This is a genomic window from Streptomyces sp. TLI_053, from assembly GCF_900105395.1.
Taxonomy (GTDB): Bacteria; Actinomycetota; Actinomycetes; order Streptomycetales; family Streptomycetaceae; genus Kitasatospora.
In genome coordinates this window covers 8,234,586-8,250,167 of record NZ_LT629775.1, presented here as the reverse complement: position 1 = coordinate 8,250,167, position 15,582 = coordinate 8,234,586, and the positions used below count along the sequence as shown (strand labels likewise).

Below are 15,582 nucleotides of genomic sequence, written 5' to 3'. Positions count from 1 at the left end.
CCGGCGCCTCCCGCACCACCCCGCCGGAAGGAAGACCACCACCCGTGTCCCGTACCGCCCGCCCGCGCCACTACCTGATGTGCCGTCCGACGCACTTCACGGTCGACTACTCGATCAACCCGTGGATGGAGCCGGCGAAGCCGACCGACGCCGACCGCGCCGTCGCCCAGTGGGAGCAGCTCCACGCGCTGTTCCAGGAGCTCGGCCACACCGTGGAGTTGATCGATCCGCTGCCCGGCCTGCCCGACATGGTGTTCGCGGCCAACGGCGCGACGGTGGTCGACGGCACCGCCCTGGTCGCCCGGTTCCGGCACGAGGAGCGCGCGGAGGAGGCCCCGGCGTACGTCGAGTGGTTCCGTTCGCGCGGCTACCGGGCGGTGCACCGGGCCGAGTTCACCAACGAGGGCGAGGGCGACTACCTGCTGGTCGGCGAACGCCTCCTGGCCGGCACCGGCTTCCGCACCGACCGGCGGGCGCACGCCGAGACCGAGCGCGTCCTCGGCCGCCCCGTGGTGACCCTGGAGCTGGTCGACCCGCGCTACTACCACCTGGACACGGCGCTCGCGGTGCTCGACCACGACGAGGTCATGTACTACCCGGCCGCCTTCTCGCCCGAGAGCCGGCGCACCCTGGCCGGGCTGTACCCGGACGCCGTGCTCGCCACCGACGAGGACGCGGCCGTCTTCGGCCTCAACGCCGTCTCGGACGGCCGCCGGGTGGTGCTGCCGGAGGCGGCGGTCGGGCTGGCGGCGCGGCTGCGCGAGCGGGGCTTCGAGCCGATCGGGATCGACGTCACCGAGCTGCTCAAGGCGGGCGGCAGTGTGAAGTGCTGCACCCTGGAGCTGCGCGGGGCCCCGGCCTGACGGGTCCGGACCGAACACCTGACGGGACCGGACCGAACGCCGGGCGGCGCACCGGACCGAACGCCGGGCGGCCCGCGAGGGGTGGCGGCGCGGGGCTCGCGAGGGGGTGGCGGCGCGGGGCTCGAGCGGCAGGTCGAGGGCGCGCGGGCGGCCGCGGAAAACCGGATGCGGCCCCCGCACCACCCGGTGCTACTGTCGTCCCGGCCGGCCGCGGGACTCCGGTGCGACTTCCGGAATGTGCCTTTAACGCAATGATTCGCAGCTCGTACCCCCATTCCCCGGCCGGCCGTCCTCGTCGACGACCGCGCCCGCCCGGGTCCGTGGCGCACGTCCGCCCGGGTGGTCCGGCTCCCGGCGTGGGCCGGCCGGAGCACCCGGGCGGGAGGCCGGTCAGAAGATGATCCGCCAGCTGTCGATGCGGCCCGAGTCGCTGCGGTACATGTCCTGCACCCGGAGCCGCCAGGTGCCGTTGGCCTGCTGGGCGGAGGCGTCCACGGTGTAGGTCTCGACGACGTCGTCGGCCGAGTCGCCGATGGCGGCCTTCTTCAGCGGGTACACGGTCCCGTCCGGGCCGATCAGGTCGACGGCCAGGTCACCGCGCCAGGTGTGCTTGATGTCGACGCCCACCTTGAGGTCGCCGGGCGCGGCGCCCGGGATCCGGTCGACCACGATGTCGGAGAGGACCGCCGGGCCGCCGTCCGGGATCGGCACGGCGGTGGCGTTCGCGAAGATGCCCCGGGAGACCTTCCAGGTGAAGGTGGTCGAGAGCCGCCGGTTGTGGGAGGCCTTGGCGGTGACGGTCACCGTGGAGGTGCCGGCCGCGGTCGGGGTGCCGGTGATGCGGCCGGTGACCGGGTGGAGCTGCAGGCCGTCGGGGAGCCCGGTCGCGTGGTAGGTGACGGCGCCGGGGTTGAAGTTGATCGCCTTGACCTCGAGCGCGGCGGGAGCGCCGACCTCGGTGATCTGGTCGGCGACGGGGTCGAGGAGCAGGCCGTCGACGACGCGCGGGCCGACGTTGATCGCGGCCCAGGCGTTGGCGGCGTTCATGTAGGTGGGGCTGAGCTGCCCGTACAGGTCGGCGGTGGCCCGGAGGGTGGCGGTGCGGGCGCCGGCGTAGTCGGTGGACGAGGTCATGTAGGTGGTGAGCGCCCGGTACCAGATCCTGGCGGCGGCCTCCCGGCCGATGCCGGTCACCGGCAGGCCGTCGGAGGTCGGGGAGTCGTAGGCGACCCCGTTGACGGTCTTGGCGCCGCTGCCCTCGGAGGCCAGGTAGAACCAGTGGTTGGCCGGGCCGGAGGAGTAGTGCACGTCGACGGTGCCGAGGTCGGCCGACCAGACGTCCCGCGACTTGCCGTCCTTGGAGGGCTTGTCCATGTAGCGCAGCGGGGTGCCGTCACCCCTGATGTCGATCTTCTCGCCGACCAGGTAGTCGCCCTGGTCCTCGGGGTTGCCGGCCCAGAACTCGATGGCGGCGGCCATGATGTCGGAGGTCGCCTCGTTCAGGCCGCCGGACTCGCCGCTGTAGATCAGTCCGGCGGTGGCGGAGGTGATGCCGTGGGTCATCTCGTGGCCGCCGACGTCGATCGAGGTGAGCGGCTTGACGTTGCCCGCGCCGTCGCCGTACGTCATGCAGAAGCAGGTGTCGGACCAGAACGCGTTGACGTAGTTGCTGCCGTAGTGCACCCGGGTGTAGGCACCGACACCGTCGTCCTTGATGCCCTCGCGGCCGTGGACGTTCTGGTAGTAGTCCCAGGTGAGTTGGGCGCCGTAGGCGGCGTCCACGGCGGCGGTCTGGCGGTTGCCGACGGTGCCGTCGCCCCAGGTGTCGGTCGGGTTGGTGAACAGCGTCCTGGTGGAGCTGGTGCCGTTCAGGTCGTAGGTGCTGTGGCCGCCCCGGGTGGGGTCGGTCATCGCGTAGCCGCCGCCGTCGGCCGCCGAGGTGCCGATGGTGACCTGGCCGGAGTACTTGCTGGTGCCCAGGCCGGTCTCGATGCCCTGGTACTCGAAGATCTTCTTGCCGGAGTTCGCGTCGGTGACGACGTGCAGCTCGGAGGGTGTGCCGTCCTCCTGGGTGCCCGTCACGACCGTCTCCCACGCCAGGCGCGGGGTGCCGGAGCCGGCCCAGACCACCTTGCGGGCGTCGCCGGCCGCCGCCCCCGCGACCTTGGCGTCCGCGGCGCCGGCCAGCGCGAGGCCCTTGGCGGTCTCGGCGCTCTCCCGGGGGCCGGTGTCGACGGCGATGTCCGCGCCGGTGGCCCGGGTGACGCTCCTGATCGCTCCGCCGGGGGCGGCGTGCACGACCAGGTCGCCGCCGAGCACCGGCAGTCCGTCGAAGGTCCGCTCGTAGCGGGTGTGCACGGTGCCGTCCGCGTCCCTGGTGACGCCCCGGACGACCAGGGCCTCCTTCGGACCCAGCTTCAGCGCGGCGGCCGTGCTCGGCCTGTTCGCGTCGGCGGCGGCCAGCAGGGCGCCGCGCTGCGCGGCCGACAGCTTCGCGGGCAGCGCGCCGGCGATCGCCTGCGGCGCGGCCTGCACCCCGGCGGGCGCCCCGGCCGGGGTGTCCGCCGCGGCGGCGGCACCGGCGGGCAGAGCGGCCACGACCATCGCGGCACCGGCGATCAACGCGCTGACGGGGAGGGACTTCTTGCGGAATCGAGTCACACGGAACTCCTTCTGCGACGGCCGGGTTCAGGCGGCCGGAGTCAGCCGGGCGGCCGAGAGGGGTGGCGCCCGGTAGAGCTGGTGGTTCGACTGGCTGGAACGGCCTTCGAGGTACTGCCCGCGCGGCGCCCTGGCGACTGCCAGTGCTCCGGCGGCGACGGACGGTACACAGTGCCATTCTTGGTGAGGGCATGTCATCAATGCCGAAACAAGTTGGCCGAAATGCTCCGCCGACGACCGAGGCGTGCCCGCACGGACCGGCCTGCCCGCGCCCGCACCTCCGCCACCCCGTCGAGGAAGCCGCGCCCGGTCGGTCGTGCGGGCCGCGAAATCGGGTTGGCCCATCCGATTCGTCCCGATAGCATCCGGGGACCGGAGGGGCGACCGGCGCCGTGAGGGTGCTGGTCAGCAGCGTGACAGACCAGGGGGGCGGTCCTTGTGGAGACGTACGGCGACCTCGTCGCCGCCGAGGACGTGCTGCTGTTCGTCAACGCGGCGATCACCGGCACCGGGCAGCGCGAGTTCCACAGCGGGGCGGACGAGCAGCGGCTGTCGCTCGACTTCCTGCACGAGTACATGCTCGTCAACTACCGCGGCCCGTACGCCGCCGCGCTCGCCCTCGACATCAACGACCACAACGCCGCCCTGATCGTCCGCCGCCTGCTGGAGAGCTCCCGCGAGGCCACCGAGGAGCAGCGGCGCACCGAGGGCCGGCTGATCGCCCGTCGGCTGCGGCTGCTTCCGCCGCAGCGGGTCTACCGGCTGATCGGCGAGCTGCGCCGCGCCAAGGTCAACAACCGCCGCACCCGGGCGATCCTGCGCGACTGGCTCGCCGCCCGCCCCGACCAGGCTCTCGACTCCGTCAAGTACCGCGCCGGGCTCAAGCTCGCGCTGCGCCACACCCATCTGCGCCCCGTCGCGGAGGAGACCGGCGACTTCCTGTACGCCCCGCGCCGGCGCCCCCGGTACGCCGCGCCGCTGCTGGACGCCTGGCGGCGCGCCCACTACGAGCAGGGCGCGCTCTACGAGCTGCCGTACACCGTCGCGGAGGGCTTCGCCGACCGCCACGGCATCCCCCGGGCCGCCTTCCTGCGGCGGATCGAGCCGCGGCTGACCGGACTGGAGCGGCTGCGCCTCCAGGAGTCCGCCCGCACGCTCGGCGCCACCGCCGTCACCGCCGACGCCGGCGCGCTCGCCCGGATGCCGCTCACCCGGCTCGCCTCGTACGCGCTGAGCCTGCCGCCGACCGACCGGAGCGCCCGCCGGACGGAACTGACCGAGGCCCTGCGGGGCGCGGCACGCCGGGCGGTGCGCGCGGCCGGGGCGGAGGAGGGCGGCTGGGGCCGGGTCACGGCCGTGCTCGACGACAGCTGGTCCGCGTACGGCTCGGGCGTCAAGCGCCGCCGGCCGCTCGCCGCCGCGCTCGCCTGCCACTTCCTGCTCGCGGCGCTGGCCGGCGAGTACACGGCGCTGTGGACCTCCGGGCACGGCGACGCGCTGCTCGCCCGCCCGTCCGGGCCGACCCCGCTCGGGCGCCACATCCTGGACGCGCTGGACACCGCGCCCGAGCGGCTGGTGATCGTCTCCGACGGCTGGGACAACGCCCCGCCGGGGCTGGCCGCCGAGGTGCTGCGGGTGTGGCGCACCCGGCTCGACCCGGAGCACCGGACCAGCATCGTGCACCTCAACCCGGTGTACGACGCGGAGGGGTTCGACGTGCGCCGGCTCGCCCCGACGGTGCCCACCGCCGGGCTGCGCGACGCCGAGGACCTGCCCGCCCTGGTCGAGTTCGCGCGTTTCGCCGAGGGCCGGACGGACCTCGCCGAGCTGACGGCGCACCTGGCCGCCCGCACCGAGCGGTTCCTGGCGGCGGGCGGCGCGGCGGTCACCGGGAGTACCAGCGCCGGGACCGCCGTCACCCCTGCCACCACCGCCGGGACCGCCGTCGCCGGGGCCACCACCACCGAGGGCAGCACCGCCGGGACCTCAGCCGCCGGAACCGCAGGGGAGACCGCCCGATGACCACCACCCCGGCCGCCCCGGCGTTCCGCCTCGACCTCACCGGGCTCGACACCCGCCCCGCCCAGGTGTGGGGCGGCGTGCGTCTGGTGCCGCTGGTCCGCACCCAGCCGATCGAGGACCTCCGGCTCCACCAGGAGCTCTACGAGCCGGAGTACACCGCCGTCCCGGTCGGCCGTCGCACCGACTACCTCGCCTTCGTCCCGCACGGCTTCGTCGCCGACTGGACCCGCGACGGCACCCCCGCCGCCGCCTACGGCACCCGGCTCGACGCGCCCTCCGCCGTCACCGCCAGCACCCCGCCCGAGCGGATCCGGGTACGGCCGCCGCGCCGGATCGCCAAGCGCGAGAACCGCACCCGGCTGCGCTTCCTGCCGCTGCACCTCGCCCTGGAGGGCTATCTCGCCCTGCACTTCGGCGGCCCGTCGATCGCCTGGGAGGAGTACTCCGAGCGCGCGCTGCGGCACGGCCTCTCGCCGCGCGCCGAGGAGGCGTACGCCGGCGACCGGGTCCGCGGCCTCGCCGACGCCCTGCGGGTCTTCGAGATCCACCCCGGCCAGTGCGGCCTGGTCGTGTACGTGGCCGACGCGCTCGCCGCGGCCTTCGTCGTCCCGCACCCCGACGACTACCGCGCGCTGCACCGGACCCTGCTGCTCGACCTGTTCGGCGAGCTGATCCACCACTACGCCCTCCTGTCCGCCCCCGTACCGGACTTCCGGGCCGATCTGCGCACGGCCGGTCCGGTGAACTCCCTGGCGCAGCTGCGCACGGCCGTCGACGGCCAGGAGCGCGAGTGGGCGGCCTTCCACGACGACACGATGGCCGGCGGTCTGCTGGACCCGGACTACCGGGCGCGGACGGTGCGCCGCCTGGGCCGATTCACCCTGGACCGGTTCCTGCCGGAGTTCCGCCCCAAGCAGGAGAACCACATCGGCGAGGCGATCACCGACGAGCACGGCCGCCTCGCCTACCTCAAGACCTTCCGGCTGTCAGAGGCCCAGGTCCGCCGCGGCCACCTGCTGGACCGCCTCGCCGCCCACGACTGGCACCTGCCGACGGCCGCCACCGCCCTCGGCCTCACCGAGCCCCAGCTCGGCCTGCGCCTCGAATCCGCCGGCTTCGGGAGCCTGCTGCGCCAGGACGTCCTGGACGGCTACCGCCGCGCCACGCGCCGGTAGGGCGGCGCGGCGCGCCGGGCACCGGTAGGGCGGATCTCCGTGTCGGACGCTCCGGTCGGGCGGCTCCGCGCGCCGGGCCCGCCCGCCACTGCGGCAGCCCCGCCCGGGCACTACCCCGCCCGGGCATGGTGCCGGGGGCGGGGCCGGGGGATGATGGGAGAAGGTTCGCAGAAGGACGGTCGGCGATGCCGAGAGGAACCGGACGGCCGGCGGGCCGGGCCGTGGTCCCGGCGCTGCTGGCGTCCGTGGTCGCGGCGGCGTCGGTGCTGCTCGCACCGGCGGCGGGCGCGGACACCTCGCTCCGGCTGAACCCCGGGCACGGCGCGGCGGGAACCGGCGTGACGATCGATGGGGCGGGCTTCGGCGACTGCCTCCCCGACACGAAGTCCGTGCGCTTACGGTGGGACACCGGCACCGACCTGGGCACCGGCCCGATCGGCGCGGACGGCAGCATCCATGCGTCGTTCACCGTGCCCGCGAGCGCCCGCCCTGCTCCGCACCGGGTCACGGCCTCCTGCCGGGTCTTCCCCCGGCCCAACCTCCGGGCGCCCGAGGCCCAGGGCCTCCGCGGCCCGTTCGACCTGACGGCCTCCGCGACGTTCACCGTCGACCCCGCCGCACCGGGGGTCCTCACCCTCGACCCGGCGAGCGGCACCCCCGGCCGGACCTTCGTCGCCCACGGGAGCGGATTCGCCTGCCCCGCCGGTGAGCCCGTCGTGCTGCGCTGGGAGCAGCGGGAACTCGGCCGGGTCGCGGCGCCCGACGGGACCTTCGAGCAGCGGCTCACCGCTCCCCCGGACGCGCCGCCGGGCGCCCACCCGGTGGCGGCCGCCTGCGAACCGTCCACGGACCACGCGACCAGCGCGGCGTTCACCGTCCTCGCGGCCCCGGGGAGCGGTGCTCCGGCGGGACCGCTGACCGGGCCGTCCGACAAGGCGCCGGCCGGCGGCCCCGCCGGCACGTCGAACGGCAGGGCGGGCGCGGGAGCCGCACTGCGGGTGGAGCCGGGCGCCGCGCGGCCGGGGCAGCCGGTGGTGCTCACCGGGAGCGGCTACGCCTGCCGGGGCGGGGAGGCCGAGCTGACCTGGAACGGCGTGGTGTGGGAGCACGTCGGCACCGGCTCCGGCGGCGGGTTCACCGTGACCACCCGGATCGCGGACGACGCCAGGCCCGGCCGCTACCACCTGCGGGCGGTCTGCCCGGCCCACCCGGAGGCGGACGGTCGGACGGACTTCGAGGTCCTGTCCGCGGAGACCGGCGGCGGGTCGGGGAGCGGGTCCGGCGACGCGTCACCGACGGCGCTGGTGGTCGGCCCGACGGCGGGCGGCGCCGTGCTGCTCACCGCCCTCGCGGGCACCTACGTGCTCGGCCGCCGCCGGGGGCCGAGCTGGGCGTCCGCGCACGTCTCCGTCGCCCCGGTGGCCGGTGAGCCGCCGCGACCGCGGGTCGAGGAGGCCGCCGACCCGGCCGGTCCCGGCCTGACCGTCCGGCTGGAGCCGCGCCCGGACCCGGGCACGCACCGCGTCGAGGAGACGCCGGGCAGGGGGACACCGGGCCAGGAGGCAGCGGGCGAGGGGGCGGCGGGCGACCGGACGCACGTCGAGCGGCCCGCCGGGAGCCCACCCGCCGGGGGCCCGCCCGCCGTCGCCCGCGAGGAAACGGAGGAGCAATGAGCACCCCCGCCCTGACCGATCCGGCCACCGCCCGCGACCTGCTGTTCGGGGCCGCGCCCGGCAGCGCCGTCGAACCGCTCACCGCGTCCCTGCACGCGCGGGACACCGTCGGTGCCCTGCTGCACGGAATCCCCCGGCTGACCGGTGCGGCCGGGCAGGCCGTCGAGCGCGAGGTGGCCACCGCGCTGGACCGCCAGCTCGGGCGCGACCTGTTCGGTTTCGCCGCCGCCGGCTGGTCCCGGTACACCGCCCTGACCGCGGCCGCCCGACGCACCCGGGCCGATCCCGCGTCGGAGGAGGTGGTGGCACTCGTCGACCACCGCATCACCTCGACCAACAGCCCGCGAGTCGATCTGCTCGTCGACGGCGCTCCGGTCGGCTCGGTCCGGATGGAGCTGACGCTCGTCATCGAGCTGGCGGGCATCGTCGCGGTGGTCCGCCAGGCCCGCCTGGTGGCGCTGCGCGCCGGCAGTTGCACCGTCACCGGGACGCTCACCGTGAACCGGGAGAAGATCGTCCAGCGCAGCCGCAGGTACGACCTCCCGGGCGCGGTGACCCTGCGGAACGGGATCCCGCTGCTCGCGGACGAAACGGCCCCGCCGGGAGCCTCTGCGGGAACGGAAACCCCGGCCGCGGCAGGAGCGGAAACCCGGGTCGGGGCAGGAACGGAAGCCCGGGCCCGGGCGGAGACCCAACGCCTCCCGCAGGCCGACGAAGGCGCCGCGGCCCGGGCCCGGGCGGAGACCGAACGGCTTCCCCGCACCGGCCACCGGGGCGCCTGACGGACCGTGCGGGCGGGGCGACGGGGCTGCTGGTCGGCGGCGGCGGGACGGACCTCCGGCAGGGGTTCGCCACCGCCCTGCGGACCTGGCCCCGGCCGGACGTCGTGGTCGTTCTGACGGACGGTCAGACACCGTGGCCGTCCGCGAAGCCGTTCTGCCGGACGGTGGTGGGCCTGTTCGGCCGGCCCGGCCGGTGGAGCGAGGACAGCACCGAGTACCGGCGGACGGAACCCCCCGACTGGGCGCGGGTGGTGACCATCGGGTCGGCGGCGGGCTCCCGCTCCTGACCGCCCGCGAGCCCCCGCCCGCGCCCTCGCTTCCCCAACTCCTTGACGAAAGCATGACATTGACGCACCATCAAGCTCGCGGCGCCGCATCTCCTCCAACGTTCCGTCCCTACGGACCCCCCACAGGAGGACAGTCATGCGACTGCCCCGCCGAGGGAAGCCCGCCACGGCCACCGCCGTCCTGCTGGCGCTCGCCCTCACCACCCCGCTCAGCATCCAGGCCGTCACCCCGGCCGCCGCCGTCCAGCCGGACTCCGTCGCCTCGGCCGGCGACGCCGACAGCGTCCGGCAGTACCGCCTGGACGGCCCGCGCACCGTCGCCGAACGCACCGCCGTCGCCGCCACCGGGGCCTCGGTCGACGCCGTCCGGGCCGACTCGGTGACGGTCACGGCCACCGCCGCCGAGACCGCCCGGCTGCGGGCGCTCGGCTGGTCCCCCGTCCCGCTGCCGGGCCCCCGCTACGGCGACGGGCCCGGCGGGCAGGCCGAGTCCGGCGCCGCGCTGTACGACTTCCCGTCCGCCGACTCCGGGTACCACAACTACGCGGAGGCCGCCGCCGACATCGACGCCGTCGTGGCCGCGCACCCCGACATCATGAGCAAGCGGGTCATCGGCACCTCGTACGAGGGCCGGCCGATCGTCGCCGTCAAGATCAGCGACAACGTCGGCACCGACGAGAACGAACCCGAGGTGCTCTTCACCGCCCACCAGCACGCCCGCGAGCACCTCACCGTCGAGATGTCGCTCTACCTGCTGCACGAACTCGGCGACAAGTACGCCACGGACAGCAGGATCGCCAACGTCGTGAACAACCGGGAGATCTGGGTGGTCCCGGACCTCAACCCGGACGGCGGCGAGTACGACATCGCCACCGGCCGCTACCGCAGTTGGCGCAAGGACCGGCAGCCGAACACCGGCAGCAGCAGCGTCGGCACCGACCTCAACCGCAACTGGAACTACAAGTGGGGATGCTGCGGCGGCTCCTCCGGCTCCACCTCCAGCGAGACCTACCGGGGCAGCGCGGCGGAGTCCGCCAAGGAGACCAAGGTGGTCGCCGACTTCGTCCGCACCCGGGTGGTCGGCGGCAAGCAGCAGATCACCGCGGCGATCGACTTCCACACCTACAGCGAGCTGGTGCTCTGGCCGTTCGGCTGGACCACCGCCAACACCACCACCGGCATGACCGCCGACGAGTACAACACCTTCGCCACCCTCGGCCGCTCGATGGCCTCCACCAACGGCTACACGCCGGAGCAGTCGAGCGACCTCTACATCACCGACGGCTCGATCGACGACTGGCTGTGGGGCGCCCAGCGGGTGTTCGCCTACACCTTCGAGATGTACCCCGGGCCGAACGGCAGCAGCGGCTTCTACCCGCCGGACGAGGTGATCGGGCGCGAGACCAGCCGCAACCGGGAGGCGGTGCTGCGACTGCTGGAGACCGCCGACTGCGTCTACCGGGCCATCGGCAAGCAGCAGCAGTACTGCGGGATCGCCAACTGAACCACCGGTAGGACCGATTGACGACCACAGGCCCGGTCGGTGCTCCCCGGGGAGCATCGACCGGGCCTTCCGCGTTGCCCCCCGCCTCCGTTCCGTCGCCCACGAAGCGGTGCATGTCACTTCGTTCCGGCCAAACCGCCGCGTCCACCGGTCAGAACCGGCCCGCACCCGCCCGGGTACTGACGGGCCGTCATTCGGAATGCAAAGATCCCCCCAAGGAATGTGACATGTCACAGTGTGCGCACCGGACTTCACCGGCGCGCCGCACGAGGGAGGGAACCGCTCCATGAACCGCCTCACCACCGCCGCCCTGGCGGGCGCCGCCGGCCTCGCCGCGCTGACCGTCGGCCTGGCCCCCACCGCCACCGCCACCGGTCCGGTGGGCCCGGTCGGGCCCACCGGCACCGTCACCTGCGGCACCCCGGGCGCCCCCGGCTTCCTGCGCACCCGTGCCTGTATCGAGGTCAGCGGCACCAACGTCCGCCTCTACGGCCAGGTCGCCACCACCGACCCGGCCTGGGTCGCCCAGAACGTCGGTTTCACCATCACCGGCTCCACCCCCGCGCTCCCGCCGCAGCCGCCCCTCAACCTGACCGCACTGGTCCCGCCCGGCGGCGCCACCGTCGGCGACCTGCTGCTCACCGTGCCCTGCGGCAACACGGTGACTTCCAGCTTCAGCGTCAACAACGGCGGTTGGCCGCCCTCGACGGCGACGGTCTCGGCCTTCGTGCCCTGCTGACGCCCCGTCCGGTCCCACCCGCGCGGCCCGGCCCGTACCGGGTCCGGGCCGCGCGCCCACCCCACCGTGCCCACCCCGACCGCGTTCCCGCTGGTCCGGCCCCTCTATGGTGTGACGGTGAGTCTTCATGTGATCGTCGGACACGGACCGGCCGGAGCGGCCACGGCGCGACTGCTGGCCGAGCAGGGCCACACGGTACGGGTGGTCACCCGGTCCGGGCGGCCGACCGAGCCCGGGATCGAACACCTCGCCCTGGACGCCACCGACACCGCGCGACTGACCGAGGCCGCACGGGGAGCCGCCGCGATCCACAGCTGCGCCGCACCTCCGCTCCCCCGCTGGACCGCCGACTGGCCTCCCCTGCACACCTCCCTCCTCGCCACCGCCGAGGCCACCGGCGCCGTGCTCGTCATGCTCGGCAACCTCTACGGCTACGGCCCGGTGGACGGCCCCCTCACCGAGGACCTCCCGCTCGCCGCCCCCGGCCCCAAGGGGCGCCTCCGGGCCTCGCTCTGGGAGCAGGCCCGCGCCCTCCACGAGGCGGGCCGCATCCGCGCCGTCGAGGTCCGCGCCTCCGACTTCTTCGGCCCCGGCGTGACCGACGGCGGCCACCTGGCCGGTCGCGTCGTCCCGCGACTGCTGGCCGGCAAGCCGGTCAGCGTCCTCGGCGACCCCGACGCCCCGCACAGCTGGACCTACCTCCCCGACGTGGCCCGCACCCTGGCCGAGGCCGCCACCGACGAGCGTGCCTGGGGCCGCGCCTGGCACGCCCCGACCGCCCCCGCCGTCCCGGTCCGCCGGATGGTCGACCTCCTCGCCGCCGAGGCCGGCGTCGCCCCCGTCCCCGTCCGCCGCCTGCACCCCACCGTGTTCGCCCTGGCCGCCCTCGTCACCCCACTCCTGCGCGAACTCCGCGAGACCCGCTACCAGTTCGACCACCCCTTCGTCGTCGACGCCGCCGCCTGGGAAGCCGCCTTCACCACCCGCCCCACCCCCCTGGACACCCAGCTCCGCGCCACCCTCACCTGGTGGCGCGACCGTCCGGCGGCCCGACCGGCCGGGTAGACCGCGCGAGGCCGAGGCCCGGTGCCCCGCGCCGTCGGAAACCGTCGCCCGGCCGGCCGGCCGGGGACCGTCCCGCGGGCGGACCGGAGCCATGGTGCCGGGTTCGTGGTCCCGGGCCGACGGCGTGGCCGCGCCCGAGGAGCGGGCCCGGGAGGGCGGCAGGCGCCGACGGCCGATTCAGCCTCCCGGCGTGGACGGCACCGGGTCGGCCGCAGGGGCGGTGCGCCGGAGGCGGCGGAACGGGAGGGCCGGCCGGACCGGGCCTGCGGGACGACGCGCGGGCCCGGTCCTCGAATCCCTCGCCCGTACGGCTGCGACGTCGAACGGCGTGCGGCCGTGCGGCCGTGCTTCGTGCAGCCGTCCGGCGTGCGGCCCTGCGGCCGGGGAGTTCGGTGTCAGAGGGCTTCGATGCGTTCGACGATCAGTTCGCAGAGCTCGTGGGTGCGCAGGGCGTCGTGGGCGTCGAGGGTCTTGCCGGTGCGGACGGCGTCGAGGAAGGTGAGCCCGGCCTGTTCGATGCCGCGCTGGCGGGCGACCGGGACCCAGTCGCCGCGGCGGCGGACGGTGGGCTGGCCGCGGTGGTCGACGACGTCGGCGAGGTTGTGGACCTCGCGCTTGGAGTCGCCGCCGGAGACCTCCAGGATCTCCTCGGTGGAGCCGGACATGCGGTTCATGATGCCGAGGGCGGTGAAGCCCTCGCCCGCCAGGGTGAGGACCACGTGCTCGACCAGGCCCTCGCGGACCCGGGCGCGGACGTCGACGTGCTCGATGTCGCCGGGGACCAGGAAGCGCAGCGTGTCGACGACGTGGATGAAGTCGTCGAAGACCAGCGGGCGCGCCGCCTCGGGCAGGCCCTCGCGGTTCTTCCGCAGCAGGACGAGGTCGCGCGGGCGTTCCTTCGCCTGGACGTTGGCCGGCGCGAACCGCCGGTTGAAGCCGACCATCAGGGAGCGGCCGGTGCGGTCCGCCAGGTCGACCAGGCGGCGGGAGCCGTCGAGGGTGTAGTCGAGCGGCTTGTCCACGTACACGTCGACGCCCGCCGTCAGCAGCTGCTCCACGATCGGGACGTGCTGGTCGGTCGCGGCGTGCACGAAGGCGGCCCGGATCCCGCTGCCGATGAGCTGCCCGAGGTCGGTGAAGCGCCGCTCGGCCGGGATCCGGTGGGTGTCGCCGATCCGGTCCAGCTTGGCGCCGTCCCGGGTCATCAGGCGCAGGTCCAGACCGGGCAGCGCCGTCAGGACCGGCAGGTACGCCTTCTGGGCGATGTCCCCGAGGCCGATCACCCCGACCGGCAGCAGGGCGTCGGGCGCGGCGTTCGAACTCATCCGGATCTCCACGGGTGCGCGGGGGCAGCTTCCGCCCCCACCCTATGCACCGGCCCTCGAGCGGGACGAACCAGGCACCGGGCTGCGACCACGCGGCCGGGCGCCGGACCGGTGCGGACGCAGCGCGGGCGCCCGCGGTGGCGGACCTGACGGGACGCCGGGTCAGGCCGGGTGGACGCGGGCGCGGCGCAGCAGGTAGGCACCGGAGGCGGCGGCGAGGACGGCCATGCAGGCGGCGAAGACCAGGCCCGCGTCGGCGAGGCCCAGCGGTTCGGCAAGCAGGCCGACCCCGATGACGGGGACGGAGATGCCGAAGTAGGCGACCACGAAGAGCGCGGAGAGGGCGCCGCCCCGGTGCTCGGCGGGGGCCGCGCCGGCGATCTCGCCGACCGCCCCGCGCAGGCCCATGCCCTGCCCGGCGCCGCCGACCAGGGCGCTGAGCACCAGCAGGGCGAGGAGCGTCCACGCGAGCGAGGCGGCCAGCAGCGCGAGGCCCGCGATGAGCACCAGGCAGCCGAGCGGGATCGCCCGGGCGGAGCCCAGCCGGGGCACCAGCAGTTGTCCGAGCGTGGAGGCGAGGAAGGCCGCGAAGACGATCAGGCCGACCACCGCGTGGTTGTGGATGCCCAGACTCTGCCCCAGGAAGGCCGGGGTGACCGAGGTGAAGACCCCCAGCAGGGAGAAGCCCGCGAAGGCCGCGATCGCCGCCGGCACGAACACCCCGCGGACCTCCGGCGGCAGCGACGGGCGCCGCGGCCGGGCGGTGCGCAGCGGACGGGCGCCGTCGACGGTCTCCGGCAGGAACCAGGTGACCGCGAACGAGGCGGCCAGCAGCACCAGGTGCACGACGAACGGCAGGACGAGCGGCTCCGGCGCGTACTCGGCGAGCAGGCCGGACAGCAGCGGACCGCAGCCGAGGCCGCCCATGTTGGCGGCGGTCGCGACGAAGCCGGCCCGGGCCCGGCGGTCGGGCGGGGCCAGTTCCAGCACGTAGGCGGTGGCGGTGCCGGTGAACAGGCCCGCCGACAGACCGGACAGCAGGCGTCCCAGGCAGAGCAGCGGCAGGCCGCCCTCGGCGAGGAAGGCGACGGCGCTGCCGGCGGCGAGCGCGAGTCCGCAGAGCAGGACGGGGCGGCGGCCGACGCTGTCGGAGACGTTGCCGACGAGCAGCAGCACGCCGATCACCCCGAACGCGTAGACGGCGAACACCACCGTCACCATCAGTTCGGAGAAGCCGATCTCGTCCTGGTAAAGCCCGTACAGCGGGGTGGGCAGGGTGGTGCCCGCCATGCAGACGGCGAAGGCGGCGGCGGCGCCGAGGTAGCCGGGGTGACCGGCGGCGGGCGGGCGGCGGGTCCGGCGGTCGGTCATCCGCCCACGGTAGGCGCCGGGGCGGGACGGCGGCGGCCCGGTGGCCGGTGGCTGCGCCGAATGGCCGAGGCCCGCCGGCCCCGGCCGGTCGGCGGCGGGCGCGGCGGGCGCGGCG

The 15,582-nt window shown here is 75.2% G+C and carries 11 protein-coding genes and 1 pseudogene; 9 read left to right on the top strand and 3 right to left on the bottom strand.

What is annotated here, in order from left to right; genetic code table 11:
- Positions 1-44: 44 nt before the first annotated feature.
- A complete protein-coding gene (gene ddaH / locus BLU95_RS34360; protein ID WP_093863414.1) occupies positions 45-863 on the top strand; it encodes a dimethylargininase in 819 nt (272 codons plus the stop codon).
- Positions 864-1,253: 390 nt separating this feature from the next.
- Here the strand turns inward: ddaH and BLU95_RS34355 are convergent, their stop codons facing one another.
- A complete protein-coding gene (locus BLU95_RS34355) occupies positions 1,254-3,467 on the bottom strand; it encodes a M4 family metallopeptidase (RefSeq protein ID WP_093865336.1) in 2,214 nt (737 codons plus the stop codon).
- A 495-nt stretch (positions 3,468-3,962) separates the two neighbouring features.
- Between BLU95_RS34355 and BLU95_RS34350 the strand changes: the two genes are divergently transcribed.
- The 8 genes and pseudogenes from BLU95_RS34350 to BLU95_RS34315 all read left to right on the top strand — a co-directional run bounded on the left by BLU95_RS34350 (position 3,963) and on the right by BLU95_RS34315 (position 12,771).
- Positions 3,963-5,546, top strand: a complete 1,584-nt coding sequence (locus tag BLU95_RS34350) for a hypothetical protein (RefSeq protein WP_231978027.1) — start codon at positions 3,963-3,965, stop codon at positions 5,544-5,546.
- Positions 5,543-6,721 carry an ARPP-2 domain-containing protein gene (locus BLU95_RS34345; RefSeq protein WP_093863413.1) on the top strand — a complete coding sequence of 393 codons (1,179 nt, stop codon included), beginning with the start codon at positions 5,543-5,545 and terminating at the stop codon, positions 6,719-6,721. Before BLU95_RS34350 ends, BLU95_RS34345 begins: the two co-directional genes overlap by 4 nt.
- A gap of 185 nt (positions 6,722-6,906) precedes the next feature.
- The gene (locus BLU95_RS34340) at positions 6,907-8,394 is read left to right on the top strand and encodes a hypothetical protein (RefSeq protein ID WP_159425110.1); all 1,488 of its coding nucleotides are present in this window, start codon (positions 6,907-6,909) and stop codon (positions 8,392-8,394) included.
- Positions 8,391-9,176 (top strand): hypothetical protein, encoded by a 786-nt coding sequence (locus BLU95_RS34335; RefSeq protein ID WP_093863411.1) that lies wholly within the window; start codon positions 8,391-8,393, stop codon positions 9,174-9,176. The genes BLU95_RS34340 and BLU95_RS34335 overlap by 4 nt, the downstream gene beginning before the upstream one ends.
- Before the next feature lie 29 nt (positions 9,177-9,205).
- A pseudogene (locus BLU95_RS44600) lies at positions 9,206-9,463 on the top strand (DUF2201 family putative metallopeptidase); the annotation flags it as partial.
- A 136-nt stretch (positions 9,464-9,599) separates the two neighbouring features.
- Entirely contained in the window at positions 9,600-10,967 is a 1,368-nt protein-coding gene (locus BLU95_RS34325; RefSeq protein WP_093863410.1) for a M14 family metallopeptidase, read from the top strand.
- Positions 10,968-11,253: 286 nt separating this feature from the next.
- A complete protein-coding gene (locus BLU95_RS34320; RefSeq protein ID WP_159425108.1) occupies positions 11,254-11,706 on the top strand; it encodes a hypothetical protein in 453 nt (150 codons plus the stop codon).
- A 117-nt stretch (positions 11,707-11,823) separates the two neighbouring features.
- Positions 11,824-12,771, top strand: a complete 948-nt coding sequence (locus BLU95_RS34315; protein WP_093863408.1) for an NAD-dependent epimerase/dehydratase family protein — start codon at positions 11,824-11,826, stop codon at positions 12,769-12,771.
- 395 nt (positions 12,772-13,166) lie between these two features.
- Here BLU95_RS34315 and BLU95_RS34310 read toward each other — a convergent pair whose 3' ends face one another.
- Together BLU95_RS34310 and BLU95_RS34305 are read right to left on the bottom strand one after the other, a co-directional pair.
- The gene (locus BLU95_RS34310) at positions 13,167-14,066 is read right to left on the bottom strand and encodes a Gfo/Idh/MocA family protein (RefSeq protein ID WP_353653595.1); all 900 of its coding nucleotides are present in this window, start codon (positions 14,064-14,066) and stop codon (positions 13,167-13,169) included.
- 192 nt (positions 14,067-14,258) lie between these two features.
- Positions 14,259-15,467 (bottom strand): MFS transporter, encoded by a 1,209-nt coding sequence (locus tag BLU95_RS34305; RefSeq protein ID WP_093863407.1) that lies wholly within the window; start codon positions 15,465-15,467, stop codon positions 14,259-14,261.
- Positions 15,468-15,582 lie beyond the last annotated feature (115 nt).